This window comes from Streptomyces sp. NPDC056160, assembly GCF_042268205.1.
GTDB lineage: Bacteria > Actinomycetota > Actinomycetes > Streptomycetales > Streptomycetaceae > Streptomyces.
On sequence record NZ_JBHJUW010000060.1, the window covers coordinates 15752 to 30163 of the forward strand.

Annotated in this window: 14 protein-coding genes; 8 read left to right on the plus strand and 6 right to left on the minus strand. The window is 74.7% G+C overall.

Features of this window, described 5'->3' with window-relative positions:
* Window positions 1-100: 100 nt before the first annotated feature.
* The 4 genes from ACFC02_RS22555 to ACFC02_RS22570 all read left to right on the plus strand — a co-directional run bounded on the left by ACFC02_RS22555 (window position 101) and on the right by ACFC02_RS22570 (window position 4910).
* Window positions 101-862 (plus strand): nucleoside/nucleotide kinase family protein, encoded by a 762-nt coding sequence (locus tag ACFC02_RS22555; RefSeq protein ID WP_376360155.1) that lies wholly within the window; start codon window positions 101-103, stop codon window positions 860-862.
* A 40-nt stretch (window positions 863-902) separates the two neighbouring features.
* On the plus strand, window positions 903-1826 hold the full coding sequence (locus ACFC02_RS22560; protein ID WP_360961660.1) for a MurR/RpiR family transcriptional regulator: 924 nt from the start codon (window positions 903-905) through the stop codon (window positions 1824-1826).
* Window positions 1827-2043: 217 nt separating this feature from the next.
* On the plus strand, window positions 2044-2424 hold the full coding sequence (locus tag ACFC02_RS22565; RefSeq protein ID WP_376360075.1) for a hypothetical protein: 381 nt from the start codon (window positions 2044-2046) through the stop codon (window positions 2422-2424).
* Window positions 2425-2528: 104 nt separating this feature from the next.
* Window positions 2529-4910 carry a PP2C family protein-serine/threonine phosphatase gene (locus ACFC02_RS22570; RefSeq protein WP_376360078.1) on the plus strand — a complete coding sequence of 794 codons (2382 nt, stop codon included), beginning with the start codon at window positions 2529-2531 and terminating at the stop codon, window positions 4908-4910.
* A 9-nt stretch (window positions 4911-4919) separates the two neighbouring features.
* On the opposite strand, the gene ACFC02_RS22575 is transcribed toward ACFC02_RS22570, so the two are convergent.
* A complete protein-coding gene (locus ACFC02_RS22575) occupies window positions 4920-5411 on the minus strand; it encodes a flavin reductase family protein (RefSeq protein WP_376360081.1) in 492 nt (163 codons plus the stop codon).
* A 225-nt stretch (window positions 5412-5636) separates the two neighbouring features.
* Between ACFC02_RS22575 and ACFC02_RS22580 the strand changes: the two genes are divergently transcribed.
* Window positions 5637-6530, plus strand: coding sequence for a TetR family transcriptional regulator (locus tag ACFC02_RS22580; RefSeq protein ID WP_376360084.1), 894 nt, complete (start codon window positions 5637-5639; stop codon window positions 6528-6530).
* Between the two features lie 136 nt (window positions 6531-6666).
* Window positions 6667-7080: a Zn-ribbon domain-containing OB-fold protein gene (locus ACFC02_RS22585; RefSeq protein WP_376360087.1), complete on the plus strand. Its 414-nt coding sequence runs from the start codon at window positions 6667-6669 to the stop codon at window positions 7078-7080.
* Window positions 7081-7149: 69 nt separating this feature from the next.
* On the opposite strand, the gene ACFC02_RS22590 is transcribed toward ACFC02_RS22585, so the two are convergent.
* On the minus strand, window positions 7150-8418 hold the full coding sequence (locus ACFC02_RS22590) for a glycosyltransferase 87 family protein (RefSeq protein WP_376360090.1): 1269 nt from the start codon (window positions 8416-8418) through the stop codon (window positions 7150-7152).
* Window positions 8419-8765: 347 nt separating this feature from the next.
* Here ACFC02_RS22590 and ACFC02_RS22595 point away from each other — a divergent pair, with 347 nt between their 5' ends.
* Window positions 8766-11579 carry an alpha/beta hydrolase family protein gene (locus ACFC02_RS22595; RefSeq protein ID WP_376360093.1) on the plus strand — a complete coding sequence of 938 codons (2814 nt, stop codon included), beginning with the start codon at window positions 8766-8768 and terminating at the stop codon, window positions 11577-11579.
* 39 nt (window positions 11580-11618) lie between these two features.
* Here ACFC02_RS22595 and ACFC02_RS22600 read toward each other — a convergent pair whose 3' ends face one another.
* A complete protein-coding gene (locus ACFC02_RS22600) occupies window positions 11619-12005 on the minus strand; it encodes a PPOX class F420-dependent oxidoreductase (protein ID WP_376360096.1) in 387 nt (128 codons plus the stop codon).
* Between the two features lie 181 nt (window positions 12006-12186).
* On the opposite strand from ACFC02_RS22600, the gene ACFC02_RS22605 reads away from it, so the two are divergent.
* On the plus strand, window positions 12187-12486 hold the full coding sequence (locus ACFC02_RS22605) for a hypothetical protein (protein WP_376360099.1): 300 nt from the start codon (window positions 12187-12189) through the stop codon (window positions 12484-12486).
* A 147-nt stretch (window positions 12487-12633) separates the two neighbouring features.
* Here the strand turns inward: ACFC02_RS22605 and ACFC02_RS22610 are convergent, their stop codons facing one another.
* The 3 genes from ACFC02_RS22610 to ACFC02_RS22620 all read right to left on the minus strand — a co-directional run bounded on the left by ACFC02_RS22610 (window position 12634) and on the right by ACFC02_RS22620 (window position 14343).
* Window positions 12634-12819, minus strand: coding sequence for a hypothetical protein (locus ACFC02_RS22610; RefSeq protein ID WP_376360102.1), 186 nt, complete (start codon window positions 12817-12819; stop codon window positions 12634-12636).
* A gap of 109 nt (window positions 12820-12928) precedes the next feature.
* Window positions 12929-13627, minus strand: coding sequence for a L,D-transpeptidase family protein (locus tag ACFC02_RS22615; RefSeq protein ID WP_376360105.1), 699 nt, complete (start codon window positions 13625-13627; stop codon window positions 12929-12931).
* A gap of 86 nt (window positions 13628-13713) precedes the next feature.
* Complete coding sequence (locus ACFC02_RS22620; RefSeq protein WP_376360108.1) at window positions 13714-14343, minus strand: maleylpyruvate isomerase family mycothiol-dependent enzyme; 630 nt, start codon at window positions 14341-14343, stop codon at window positions 13714-13716.
* Window positions 14344-14412: the final 69 nt, after the last annotated feature.

Genomic DNA, 14412 nt, shown 5'->3' on the forward strand with positions numbered 1-14412 from the left:
CGTATCCCCGCGCGACGTATCCCCGCGCGACGGATCCCCGCACGACGGATCCCCGCACGACGCTCCGTGCGACTCTCCGTACGGTGACACACTGGCGCGTGTGCCGCTGACCTTCGACGACCTCCTCGACCGCGCCCGCGCCCTCCCGCGCGACGGGCACCGCGCCGTCCTCGGCATCGCGGGCAGCCCCGGGGCCGGCAAGTCGACCCTGGCCGAGCACCTGGTGCGGGCCCTGAACGACGCGGGTGACCCCTGGGTCGCGCACGTCCCGATGGACGGCTTCCACCTCGCCGACGCCGAACTCGACCGACTCGGACGGCGGAGCCGCAAGGGCGCGCCGGACACCTTCGACGCGGCGGGGTACGCGGCGCTGCTGCGGCGGCTGCGCGAGGAGTACACCGGGTACGGCGCCGGCGATGCCGAGACCGTCTACGCGCCCGGTTTCGAACGCGTCCTCGAACAGCCGCTGGCGGGCGCGGTCCCGGTGCCGCCGTCGGCCCGGCTGGTGGTGACGGAGGGCAACTACCTGCTGCTGGACACCGGCCCCTGGGCGCGGGTGCGTGCGCAACTGGACGAGGTGTGGTTCTGCGACCTCGACGAGGAGGAGCGCGTGCGCCGTCTCGTCGCCCGGCACGAGGAGTTCGGCAAGGGCCACGAGGAGGCCGTCGCCTGGGTGCGGGGCACCGACCGGCGCAACGCGGACCTGGTGGCGACCACCCGCCCGCGCGCGGATCTGGTCGTCCCGGCGGCGGTCCTGCCCGACCGCTCCAGGGTCCTGCCGCCGCCCGCCCGCCGGCCGGCGGGCGGGGCTCACGCCGTGTCCGGGTCCCCTCGCGCGAGCACCGCCCATGACACTGAGTGAGCTATGTTGAAGCGCTGTGGGAGACAAAGGAGGCGCCTCGGTGCCATCGCCGCAGCAGGCTCGCGCGCAGGCGTCCGCCATCACCTCGGGCAGGTCGGCCGGGCAGGCCGAGGCCGCACCGGCCTCGCAGCTCAGGGCGCTCTTCGACGGGCCCCAGCTGTCTCCCGGGCAGCGCCGCATCGCCCAGTACCTGATCGAGAACATCGCGGAGGCGGCCTTCCTCCCGATCACCGAACTGGCGGACCGGGTGGGTGTCAGCCAGCCCTCGGTGACGCGGTTCGCGGGCGCGGTCGGCTTCAGCGGGTACCCGGCGCTGCGGGAGAAGCTCCAGTCCATCGCGCTCAGGACCCTCGCGGGCGGCCCCGGCACGGTCGAGGAGGACCGGGGCAACGAACTGCAGGCGGCGGTCGACGCCGAGATCGAGAACCTGGAGAACCTGCGCCGGGACCTGGCCGACCCGGAGCGGGTGATCACCGTCGGCCGCGAACTGTCGCGGTCGGCGCCGCTGACCGTGCTGGGGCTGCGCATCTCGGTCTCGCTCGCCGAGTACTTCGCGTACGCCGCCCGGCGCATCCACCCGGACGTGCGGCTGGTGACGCTCGGCGGCAGCGTCGCCTACGACGCTCTCCTGCAGTCCCGTGAGGCCGGGGGGACCTGGGTGCTGGCCTTCTCCCTGCCACGGCACGCGCACGAGACCCTGACCGCCGTCCGCGTCGCCCGCGGTGCCGGACTCAAGGTGGCCCTGATCACCGATCTGGCGCTGGGCCCGGTCGCCGACGAGGCCGACGTCACCTTCGCCACCGGCACGGGTTCCCGGCTGGTCTTCGACTCCTACGCCGCGCCGGGCATCGTCTGCGCGGCCCTGCTGCAGGCCATGACGGACGCCGACCCCGAGCGCACCCAGGCCCGGCTGGAGAAGTACGAGCAGATCGCCGACCAGCACCAGTTCTTCCTCAAGGAATGACGGGACCCCCCCGGAAGCGCGGCGTGGCCGCCCGCGGCCTTTGGGGTCGGTGCGCGCGGCAGTGGTCGGAGCGTAAGAGGATCGGCCACCCCAATCCGGGCATGAATGTTTTCATACGCCTTGCAAAGCGGATGGCATATATAAATACTGCTCACGGATCGCGGCCCGGCGGCCCACGCACCGCCCCGCCCTCCACGACGCCGCACACCCGGAAGCGATGATCATGCCTGTGACGACCACGCGCGTCGGCCCGGACTGGCCCTGCCAGGTCAAGACACCCGGCAGCTACGACTGGGAGCGTTCGGCGACCAGGTGGCTGCGCGAACTGGTCCCCGCCCGCTACGGCAGCTATCCCGCCCTGCTGCGCCACCCCGTGCTGCTCGCCCGCCACGCGCAGATACAGGTCCAGCAGGAGGTCCGGGTGGCCCGCACCGCCCTGCAGACCGCGCGCGCCGACCTGCCCCGCCTGGGTCTGCCCGAGTCCGTGATCGAACACACGATCAAGCTCTACGCCGGGGAACTCCTGCAACTCCAGCACATCGCGCGCAGCGTACGGGCCGTGACCGAGGCCCTGATGGAGCGCGGCGCGGGCCGCTGAGGACCGGCGCCCCCACCGGACCCCGTCGCCCCTCGCACCGGGAAGCCCCCCGCGATGCACGGCCCCGAGAAGTATGTGATCAGACCGGGATCGGACAGGTCCACATGTGCGATGCTCGTCGCGTGACCGGTGAATCCGTGCCCCCCGCGGAGCCCGGCGCCGTACCCGAGGCGGCGGCGCCGGCCGAAGGGGTGGCCGGGCCCCCGCGCACCGAGGCGGGCCACGCCGAGGCCGACCGGCGGCAGGCCGAGGCCGACCGGCGGCACGAGGCGGCGGACGCCGCGGCCGTCGTCGAGCGGGCCAAAGGGGCGCTGATGGCGCTGACCGGCTGTTCCCCCGAGGCCGCCCACGAGGATCTGCTGCGACGGGCCAAGGCCGCGCGCCGCACGCTGGTGGAGGAGTGCCGGATCACGCTGGGCACCCTGGTGCCCCCGCTGAGCCATGCCACCGGCGCCGGCGAGGCCGACGGCGTCGCCGTCCTCGCCGAACTGGGCCGGGCTCTGGCCCAGGCGGAATCGCCCCAGGAACTCGCGGTGTGCCTGCTGGAGCACCTCGCGGCGCCCGTCGGCGCGGACGCCGTGATGCTCTGCCGGCGACAGCCCGCGGGCGCGCCGGTGCCCATCGGGTACGCGGCGACGGACGGCGCACCGGCCGAGCGGTGGCGGCACATGCCTGCCGAAGACGGGGGTGCCGCCGTGGACGCCCTCGTGGCCGGCGAGCCGCGCTGGCTGGACGATGACGCCGCGGTGCGCCCACGGGTCGGCCACCCGGGCGAGCGCCGGCCCTCGCGCGCCTGGTTGCCCGTGCCCGGGGCGGACCACGGCGACGTGGCCCTCGGCGTGCTGCGCACCCGCGAAGGTCCGTTCGCTCCGCACGCCCGGGAACTGCTGCGCGGCGTCTCCTGGCTCTGCGCGGCCCGCCTGCGCGACTTCGGGCGGCGGCCGGAACAGCCACAGGCCGGGGCGAGGGCGGCGGCACGGGCCCTGTTCGAGGCCCTGCCCGGCGCGGCGCTGCTGCTCACCCCCGTGCGGTCGCCCGCGGGCGACGTCGAGGACTACCGCGTCGACGCCGCCACCGCGCAGGCCGCCGGGGTCCTCGGCGGCGCTGGGCAGGACCTGGTCGGGCGGCGGTTCCTGGAATGCTGGCCGGCCGCCGCCGAGGAGCCGCTCAAGAGGGGCTGGCTGAGCGTGCTGGAGACCGGCGAGCCTTACGAGAGCGAGCCGTTCGCGCAGCAGGAGGCGGGCGCGTGTGGGCCGGGACTGTCCACGTACTCGGTGCGGGCCGCCCGGCTGGGCGACGCCCTGGTGGTGACCTGGCTGCGGTACGCCACCTCGGACCGGCAGCAGCAGCGCCTGGCCGACCTCCAGCGTCTCGGCCGTCTCGGCTGGGCCACCTGGAACCTGGTCACCGACGAGGCGGCCTGGTCGCCGCAGGTGTACCTGCTGTGCGACCGCGACCCGGGGCTCGGGCCGGTCCCGCTGGCCGAGCTGCCGGGCCTCGCGCTGCCGGAGGACGCACCGGCACTCGGCCGCGCCGTGCGGGCGCTGCTCGCCGGGGGCACGTCGTGCGACGTGCCGTTCCGGATCAGGACGACGGCCGGTGTGCGGCACCTGCGGGCTGTCGCCGAGGCCGTCCCGGACGCCACGGGCGCGCCGGCCGAGGTCCACGGCTTCGTCCAGGACCTGACCGCGCAGCGCAGCGCGGAGCTGGCCCTGGTGGAGAGCGAGCGGACGATGCTCGCGCAGGACGGGATCCTGCGGGCCGAGCGGACGCTGGCGGGACGGTTGCAGCACGCGCTGCTGCCGCTGCCGCGCCGCCCGGTACGCCTGGCCGGGCTTCAGGTCGACGTCGCCTATCTGCCCGCGGAGAGCGGGACCCACGTCGGCGGGGACTGGTTCAGCGCGATCGAACTGCCGGACGGGGACGCGTTGTTCGTCGTCGGTGACGTCGCCGGGCACGGCATCGACGCGGTCGCCACCATGGCGCAGCTCCGGTTCACCGCCAAGGGCATGCTCTTCACCGGCTCGTCGCTGACCGGCGCGCTGGCCCGCCTCAACACGCTGCTGCTGCACTCCCGTGACACCAAGGGCACCGCCACCCTCGTCCTGGGGCGCTACCGCCCGGCCGAGCGGCGGCTCGTCTGGGCGCAGGCGGGCCATCTGCCACCGCTGCTGCTGCGGCGGGGCGAGCCGCGCTACCTTCGGCGTCCGCCCGGTGTGCTGCTCGGCGCGACGGAGTCACCGGTCTTCGAGGAGGCCGAGTGCCTGCTGGAGCCCGGGGACCGGCTGCTCTTCTACACCGACGGTCTGGTCGAGCGGCCCGGCGAGGACATCAACCGGGGCCTGGAACGGCTCGCCCGGACCGCACGCGCCCACCACGCCGGGGCCCCCGGCTCCCTCGTACCGCTGCTGACCGCGATGCTGGAGGGCGAACGGCGCGACGACGTCTGCGTCCTGGACATCCGCGCGCCGGGGGAACCGGCGTAGCCACCGCTCTCAGTCGGCGGGGTGACCCGGGGAGATGTCGAGCGCGTCCGACAGGCGCAGCAGCGGTCCGGCCGGGGCGCCGCGGGCGCCGGAGTCCACCGGGTCGAGTACGAAGCCCACGTGGTCGCCGGCGTCGGTGCGCAGGAGGACGCGTCCGACGAACCAGGCGGGCGCGTCGTCGAGGACGACGGCGCCGTCCTCCCGCGCCGTGCAGCGGACGTGGGCGAACTTGTCCACGCCGTCGTCGCCCGTGTGCCCGCCGAACAGTTCGGCCAGCGCGTGCTGTTCCCGGGTCAGCACGTGCACGGCGAGCCGGTCCGCCCGCCGGGCCACCCGGAAGGTCCGGTTCGCCTTGGAGAGCCACACCACGAACCGGGGCGGGCCGATGGAACACTGCGAGGCGAACCCGACCAGGCAGCCCGCCCGCTCTCCGTCCGCGGTGGCCGTCACCACGTACATGTCGGGGTCCAACCGGTCGGCGAACGCGTCCAAGCCCTTCATGCCCTACCACTTCCCCGCGCCGCGCCCGTGCACCGCGCGTCCGTCCGGATGACACCGGCCCAGCACACCCCGGGTCCGCTCACCCGCTCACCCGCTCACCCGCTCACCCGCTCACCCGCGAAGAGCCTGCCGTCCGGCAGCCGGGCCGATCAGAGGGAACTGAGTTCCCTCCAGAGCCTGCACCGAGTGCCGTCGCGCCGGTCAGGGGGTGCTACGTTCCCCTCCATGAGCTCCAGGAGCGCGGCGCCCGGCCGCGGCGAGAAGGCGCGGGCGGCGAGCACGCGGCCGCCCATGCGGGACGCCCTGGTGGCGGCGGCGTTCCGGCTGTTCCTGGAGCGCGGCTACGAACAGACCACCGTGGACGACATCGTGGCCCTCGCCGGGGTGGGACGGCGTTCCTTCTTCCGCTACTTCCCCTCCAAGGAGGACGTGGTCTTCCCCGACCACGAGCGGTGCCTGGCCGACATGACGGCTTTCCTCGCCGCCTCCGGGCAGGACGACGACCCGGTGCGCCGGGTCTGCGACGCCGCCCGGCTGGTGCTGCTGATGTACGCGGAGAACCCGCCGTTCTCGGTGCAGCGCTACCGGCTGACCCGGCAGGTGCCCGGACTGCGGGCGTACGAGCTGTCGGTGGTGTGGCGCTACGAGCGGGCCCTCGCCGGGTATCTGCGCGACCGGTTCGCCGGGCGGGGCGACGGCACGCTGCGGGCGGACATGATCGCCGCCTCGGTGGTCGCCGCGCACAACAACGCCCTGCGCTCCTGGCTGCGTTCGGGCGGGCGCGGGGACGCGCGCGCGGCGGTGGACCGGGCGCTGGACCAGGTGCGGAAGGTCTTCGGCACCACACCTGCCGCTCCCGCCGCGCCGTCCACACTCCACGCACCCGCCGCGTCGCCCACGCCCACGCCCCTCGCACCCGCCGCAGCGCCCGCCCCGGCCCCCGCCCCGGCCGGCCCCGCAGCCAGCCCCTCGGCCTGCCCTGCGGGCGGGGCAGAGGCCCGGGGCGCAGGGGACGTGGTCGTCGTCCTGGCCCGGCGGGGAACACCCCTGTGGCAGGTGGTACGGGAGGTCGAGTCGGCGTTCGCCGAGGACCCTCCGGGCCGCTCCCCCACCGGATGACGGTACCCAGTGCCTTTACGTCTGGCACTCAGTGCCATAGCCTGTCGCCGTGCACGGTGGCACGGCGACCGGGCACAGGCGTGCACGGGTGCCCCGCGCACGCGGGATTCCGGCCCAGTGCAGGGAGTTGACCAGCGTGTACCACGCTTCAGGAAACGCGACGCGTCCGGCCGCCGGTTCCGCCACCGGCCTGCTCGAACCCGGCTCCGGCGGCCGCGAAGCGCTCTGCTTCCAGCGCTGCGCCTGGTGCGGCACGGCCATGTACCACCGGCTGCTGTGCCCGGTGTGCCGCGGCAGCGAGCTGCGCACCGAGCACAGTGAGGGCACCGGCACGGTCCGGCACTCCACGGTGGTGCACCGCAACACACCCGCCGCGCGCAATGTGTCCCTGATAGAGATGAGCGAGGGTTTCGTCGTGCGCGGCCGGGTGACGGGCCCGCTCATCGGCATCCACGGCGGCGACCGGGTCCGGCTGACCACCGCACAGGATCCGGTCCGCGGCGAGCCGGTCTTCCAGCTCGTCGACGAGCCGTACCGCGCCTGGAGCTGACCCCGGCCGGGCCCGGGCGGCACCCGCGCGCCCGGACACCCGGCGCCGTACGCCCGTGCCCTGGCGCCGTCAGGGCAGCAGCGAACCGTCCGTCCGGGCCGAGGACGGCTCGCTCCCCGGGGCACGCACCCGCTCCGGGCCCTCGGCGGGCCGGACCGCGAGGGCGAGCGCGAGGAGCGTGAGCACCGCGCAGACGACGTAGACGCAGCCCGGCCAGGCCAGCGTCAGCGGGTACGGGCCGGACCGGGGCAGCCCGTCCTCGACCCCGATCAGGCGCGGCACCAGGCGGGCGCCGGTGGCCGCCGCCCACACGGCGAGCGCCGCCCGGCTCAGCGCTCGCCCGCGGTGCGGGCCGTGCGCCAGCCAGATCATGGCGGGCAGGCACCAGATCCAGTGGTGGCTCCAGGAGACGGGACACACCAGCAGTCCGTACAGCTCCACCGTGACGAGGGCGCCGAGCGGATCGTCCCGCCGCACCGCGGCGAGCAGGGCGCGGGCCGCCGCCAGGGTGACGAGGGCGAGCACGGTCCACCACAGCGCGGAGGCCGTCACGTCCGGTCCGAGCAGCCTGGTGAGCGCGCCCCGCAGGGACTGGTTGCGCACCGACCCGACCGGGCCGACACGCCGGGTGTCGGTCACGAGGACCGACCAGTAGCGCGCCGACTCACCTGGGGCGACGCACCAGGCGAGCGTGACGGACGCGACCGCGGCGGCGAACGCCCAGAGGGCGGCCCGCCACTGACGGGTCGCCAGCAGGTACAGGCCGCCGACGCCCGGCGTCAGTTTCAGGGAAGCCGCCAGCCCGACGGCCATGCCCCGGCAGGCCGCGCCGCGGCGAAACGCCAGCGCGCCCACGACGACCGCGCCCAGCAGCAGGTTGATCTGCCCCTGGTCGAGGGTGTGGCGCACCGGTTCCAGCCAGGGTCCGGCGGCGGCCCACAGCAGCGCGCGGTCCCGGACGCGGCCCCCCGGGCGCGGGCACAGCAGTCGCAGGGCGCCCGCGGTGAGGACGAGCACGGCGGCGAGGGAGAGGGCCCGCCACAGGGCGATCGCCGCCGTCCAGGGGAGGTGCGCCAGCGGCAGCAGGGCCAGCGCGGCGAACGGCGGGTAGGTGAAGGGCAGTTCGGGGATGGGCGGCCCGGTGCGCACCACGTGGTCGTAGAGGCCGCCCGAGAGCACGTGCGGCGCGAGCGTGCGGTAGACCCGCAGGTCCAGGGGATCGGCCGGGGACAGGAGCGCGGTCAGCACGTACAGCGCGAGGGACCCGGCCAGGCACCGGCCCGCACGGGCGCTCAGCCACTCCCCCGCGGCCCGGCCACACACCGCCGGCGCCCTCACGGCCTCAGCTCCGCCATCTCGACTTCCTGTGTTCTCGCACGGCTTCTTCCGGTTCGCGCCGCCCTCTCGCGCCTTCAGCCGCCTTCCGCCCTCTTCGGTCCCACTCGGTCCACTCGGTCTTCTTCGTTCCTGTTCAGCCCTCTCGTCCCAGGAACGACCGGCGAGGCGTGGACGTCACGGCCGGGCGGGCCGACTGGCGTGATCATGCCGCTGCCGCCGCTCACCTGCGACGCACAGGCAACCCACAGCACTCAGGCGCCGTCCTCCGGGACGTCAGTGGCCCCTGGGACAGCCGGGGCGCCCGAGTTCATGCAGCGGAGGAAGTCCGTGTTCCGAGGAGGGGACCATTGATCCGTGCCCGGCGAATAGGGGTCACCGCCGTGGCGTTGCTCGCCATGGCGGGGGCGGCGCCCGCGGCAGCGCAGGCGGCGCCGGACCGGCAGCCGCCCGCCGCACGGCCGTTCACGGCAGCCGTCGACGGCGACACCGGGCTTCCGCCCGGATGGCGCGTCACCGGCTCCGGCACGTCACGGCAGTTGGAGTGGCGTTCGGGCACCGCGGTGCCCATGGGCGACGCACGCGTCGAGTTCTACGCGGGCGACCGGCTGCTCGGCCGGCCACGGCCCGGCGGGGACGGCCGTACGTTCCGGCTCGGCCTGGACACGGCACGAGCGCAGGATGTGAAGGAGCTGAAGGGACTTCAAGTACGCGCGGCCGGCCGCAGGCTGGACGCCGAGGGTGCCGGCGGCGCCGCGCACACGCCCGGCCGCGGCGCCCTGGCCGCGGCTCAGCCGCCCGCCCCGCTCCCCGCGAGCAAGGTCGACCCGGGCAAGCCGGGCCCGTACCGCACCACGAGCGGTGAGTACCAGCTCAAGTCGGTCCGGCTGCCCGGCTTCGCCGACCCCGTGGAGATGCGGGCCGTGGTGGTCGCGCCGCAGGGTGCCACCGGCCGCCGCCCGCTCGCGCTGTTCCTGCACGGCCGCCACGCCACGTGCTACAAGCCGCACACCGACGAGGTCCCCGGCGACTGGCCCTGCCCGGCCGGGACGCTGCCCATCCCGAGCTACCGCGGCTACCTCCAGGACCAGAGGCTGCTGGCCTCCCAGGGCTACGTGACGGTGTCGATCTCGGCCAACGGCATCAACGGGCAGGACTGGGCGGCCGAGGACGGCGGCGCCCAGGCCCGTTCCTCGCTCGTCCGGCAGCACCTGGCCGACTGGGCCGACTGGGCCGCGCGCCCGGCCTCGGCACCGGACGCCGTACGCCGCGCGCCCCGGGCCGACCTGTCGCGCGTCCTGCTCGTCGGGCACTCACGCGGCGGCGAGGGCGTCAACCGGGCCGCGATGGACAGCCTCTACCCCCCGCCCGCCGACCAGGACGGCTACCACGGCCGCACCCGCTGGCACATCAGCGGCACCGTGCTGATCGGCCCGACGGTCTTCGGCCAGAATCCGGTCGCCGACGTGCCGTCCGCGACGATCCTGCCCGGCTGCGACGGTGACGTCTCCGACCTGCAGGGCGAGGTGTACGCCGACGGCACCCGCGGCGTCAGCCGCGGCACCGCCCTGCACAGCGCCGTGTACGTGGTCGGCGCCGACCACAACTTCTTCAACACCGAGTGGACCCCGGGCAAGGCGCAGGCGCCGGCCGAGGACGACTTCTACGACGACCCGGACCAGCGCGATCCGGTCTGCTCCCCCGGTACCAGGACCCGCCTGACCGCGGACCAGCAGCACCGGGCCGGGGCCACCTACATCGCCGCCGCGGCCCGGCTGTTCGTCGCCGGGGACGACCGGGTGCGCCCGCTGCTCGACGGCACCGGCGTCCGCGCGGCCTCCGCCGACCCGGCGCGGGTGCTCACGCACGCCGTCGGCGCCGCGCGCACCGGCGGCTTCCTGCCCGACGGCCCGGCCACGGTGACCGGCGCCGGCCGGCTGTGCTCGGCGGTGGACCCGTCCGCGTCGGCCGCCTGCCTCGGCGCGGACACGCCCGGTCGCTCACCGCACTTCGCGCAGTGGGAGACCGACCGCGAGACCGGTCGCCGCGCGGTGGCGCTGCGCTGGTCCGCCGCCGGTTCGGCGGTACGGATCCGGCCCGGCTCGCCCGTGTCGCTGAAGGGTGCCGACAAGCTCGCCCTGCGCGTGTTCGTCCCGCCGAACAGCAACGGCACCCAGCTGGACGTGGCCGTCACCGACGCCTCCGGGCACCGGGTGACGCTCGGCCGGGTCCGTGCCGACGGCCTGCCCGGCACCGACCGCACGGCCTCCTACTGGGCGCGCGAGGTGCGCGTCCCGCTGACCTCGGCCGTCCGCGCCGAGCTGGACCTCGGGCGGGTCACGGCACTGGAGCTGACCCCGCGCACCCGTGCGGGGCAGGCCTGGCTCATGGACGCCTGGGGCTGGCGGCCGGGCACCCCGGCGGTGCGGCCGGCCGCGCTGCCCCGCGTCGACGTGGGCCGGCTCACGGTCAAGGAGGGCGACTCGGGCGTGCGCACCTACCGGGTGCCCGTGCGGGTGTCCGGGCACGGCAGCGGCCGGGTACGCGTGTACACCCTCGACCCGGTGACGAACCGGGCGACGGACCGGCTGGTGACGGTACGGCCCGGCGGGCACGACATCGACGTACCGGTCCGGGTGCGGGGCAACACCCGCTACGGCCAGGACCTGGCGAACGACATCGTGGTCAAGGCGGTCCGCGGCGCGGTGGTCGGCTCGTACCGCGGCGGGGTGACCGCCCGGAACGACGACCCGCAGCCGACGGTCACGGTGACGCCCGTCGCCGACCGGGTCGCCGAGGGGGCGACGCTGAAGTGGCGGGTGAACCTGTCCGCGCCGGCCGACTCCGACATCGGGGCCGTCTTCGTCGTCCGGCCCGTCACGGACGGTCCGGAGCTGTCCACCAAGGACGTCGACCCGCAGTGGCTCCAGGACACCAGCGGCGGTGAGTCGCCCGACCCGGAGCGGGCGCTGTCCGCCGTCCAGAACCTGTACCTGTGGGTCCCGGTGCCGGCGGGCGAGGTGAGCACCGAGGTCAGCCTGCCCACGGTCAGGGACCAGGTGAAGGAGCAGCCGGAGAAGGTCCGCTTCCAGCTGACCGACGACGACGGGGAGGTGCACGAGGGCGCTCCGGTGCTGACGGGCACGGTCCTCGACGCCTCGTAGGACCGTCCGCGCCACCACCGGGTGGCTCCCGCGCGCCGGTCAGCGCGTGGGGGTCACCCGGATCCCGACGGTTCCCCGCTCGCCCCGGCGCAGCCGGCTGCCGAGCAGGGTGAGCCGTCCGACCAGGCCGTACTTGCGGGCGATGAGGGCCCGGTAGCGTGCGGTGGTGGCGCCGTCGCAGATCTCCGCGGTCGCGGGCACCTGCTCACCGGTCGGGTTCCCGCGCAGGTCGCACGGGCCGACCAGCACGTCGGCGCGGTGGCGGATCCGCTTGACCTTCCAGGAGTCGGCCGCCGTCCACACGCCGAGGGCGGCGCCGTCGCGCACGACCCACACCGGGGTGGCCACGGGCGTCCCGTTCCTGCGGTAACTGGTGATCAGCACGTACTTGCCGGCCCCGAGCCGCGCCACCGGGTTCTCGTCCATGGGCGGCATCCTAGGCCGCCCCCGGCCCCCGGGCCCGGTCCCGGCCCCTGCCGGACGCCTGATCCTGCCGGACCCCCGTCCGCGGAACGCCGCGCGGTCGGGCCCCGCATGGAGAGCGGGCGGCCCGCGGACCGGCGCGCCCCGCGGGTGGAACCGTGTGACCGGGGTTCGGGAGCCAGGCATGAGGCACGCACGACGCGGGGCCGTCCGGCGGATGACGCGGCTGACGGCGCTCGGGGCCCTCCTCCCCGAAGGAGCGATGCCCACCCGGGCGGCGGCGGCCGACGCGGCCCCCGTCACCTCCGTCACATCTCGCGCCACGGCATCGTCCGGCGCGGGCCGGGCGCCGGGCGCCGAGCTGATGACGGCACTGGGCACGGGGCGTACGGCGGGCGGCTGGGTCGGGGCCGACGGGCGCACGGTGATCGCGGTCACCGACCACGGCGGCGGCCCGGGTCCGGCGGGCCGGCGCCGTCGGTGAACCGGTACCGCGACCGGTAGCTGTATGACAGTGCGCCCCGGCTCGCAGGGCCGGGGCGGGAAGGAACGAAGGGGTGGTCACGGAAGACCGCGGAGGGGGCCGGTGCCCGGCGGTGGTGCCAGGGCAGCGGGCGGGAGGGACGGCGGGTCAGGCCGCCCGGTCCGAGTCCGGAGCGGCCGTGGCCCACTCCAGGACGAGGCGCTGGTACACCTCGCGCTGCTCGGTGGTCAGTGTCCCGCCCGACCGGCGCCACAGGGCACGGATCTCCTCGTTGACCTCCGCGGCCGATCGCTCGGAGGCGGCTTCAACAGTGGTGGACATGCTGTGAAGCATATGCCGATCGACGTGAAGGCATTGTGAGTAAGTGCGACCGATTCGGACATACCGGACCGTGTTGCTCATCACGTCGATCCACGACAACACGCCCGCCCCGCACCGGTTCTCAGGTGCCCGGCTTGCGGCCGTAGACGAAGACGTCATCGCCCTTCTTCAGCAGGGACCAGTACTTCTTGGCGTCCTTCGGCGTCATGTTGACGCAGCCGTGCGAGCCCGGCGGGTTCCACATGCTCAGTCCCACGGAGTGGAACGCCTGACCGCCGTCGAAGAACTGACTGTAGGGCATCTTCACGTGGTACAGCGTCGAGACGTGATCGATGTGACGCCAGTAGATCTTCTTCAGGCCGGTACGGGTCTCGTACTTGTCGCGTCCGGTGCGCACCGGCACGGGACCGTACACGAGCCGCTTGCCGTCCTGTATCCAGCTGAGCTGGAGCGTGAGGTTCACGCAGGCTATGCGGCCCTTGTTGGTCGGGCACTTGCCGTCCTTGTTCGGGTTCTTCCCGACGGCCTTCTGCTTGTTCATGAGATCCATCACGCCCCAGGTGACCGGGCCCGCGTACCCGATGGTGGGGGTGATGCCGTGCTTGCTCTGGAAGGCTTTGATCGCCTTGCAGTCGGCGGCCGACTGGCGGCCGTCGACGGGTCGGCCGAGGAACTTTTCGACCTTCTTCTGGTACGGCCCGGTCGACGTGGTGCAGCTCGTCGCCGCCTGCGCCGGAGCCGTGCCGAGCGCGAGCGCGAGCGGCGCCACCAGTCCGGTGACGCCGAGTACGACGGCTCCGCGTCTGGCCATGTGCCTCATGGCGGGCTTCCCCCTCGGTTGGTTCGGGTGTCCGTGGTGTGTCGGACAGCTAGACCGCCGGGCGGGCGCTTCGGTTGTAAAGCGGCTCACTTCGAGACGAAACGGTGACACTCGGCGCCGCGCAGCCGTCCGGCGGGAAGGTTGCGGCCGTAGGCGACCAGGAGCAGGTCCTGGGCGGCGCCGTACAGCGGGGCACCGGTGCCGAAGGACCAGTCCAGGTCGTCGGCGACCAGGCGGACCCCCCGCAGATCGGTGCCGAAGACGCGGAAGGCCCGGGGGTCGATGGCCTCCAGCACGATCAGCAGGCGCTCCTCGGGCACGGTCCGGTCATGACCGAGGGCGACGGTCACGTCCAGCCCGTGCACGACGTCGTGCGCGAGCGCCGCGCGCAGTCCGCCGACCGGCGGGCGCCACGGGTGGTGGGCGTGCTCCCGCAGGAACGCGGCGAGCCGGGCGTCGCAGTGGCGGGCCGCGTCGCGGCGGGCCAGCCGGTCCGTCATGCGGTGCAGACTGCCGCGGGACTTCACGAGTTGCCACAGCACACTGCCGAGCGAGTGGCGAAAGCCCATCGACATGTGGGCCACGACCTCCCGCACCCGCCACCCCGCGCAGAGGCTGCCGGCCTCCCACTGGGCGGGCGTCAGCGCGGCGAACAGGTCGGCCAGGTCCAGGCGTTCGGCGGCGATGACCGCGGTGATCTCGTCCGTTGTCCTCATACATCAAGGATCTTGGCGGGCGGCGCGCACGTCCAAGAACCGATGCGTCCCGTGGCTAGCATCGCCGGT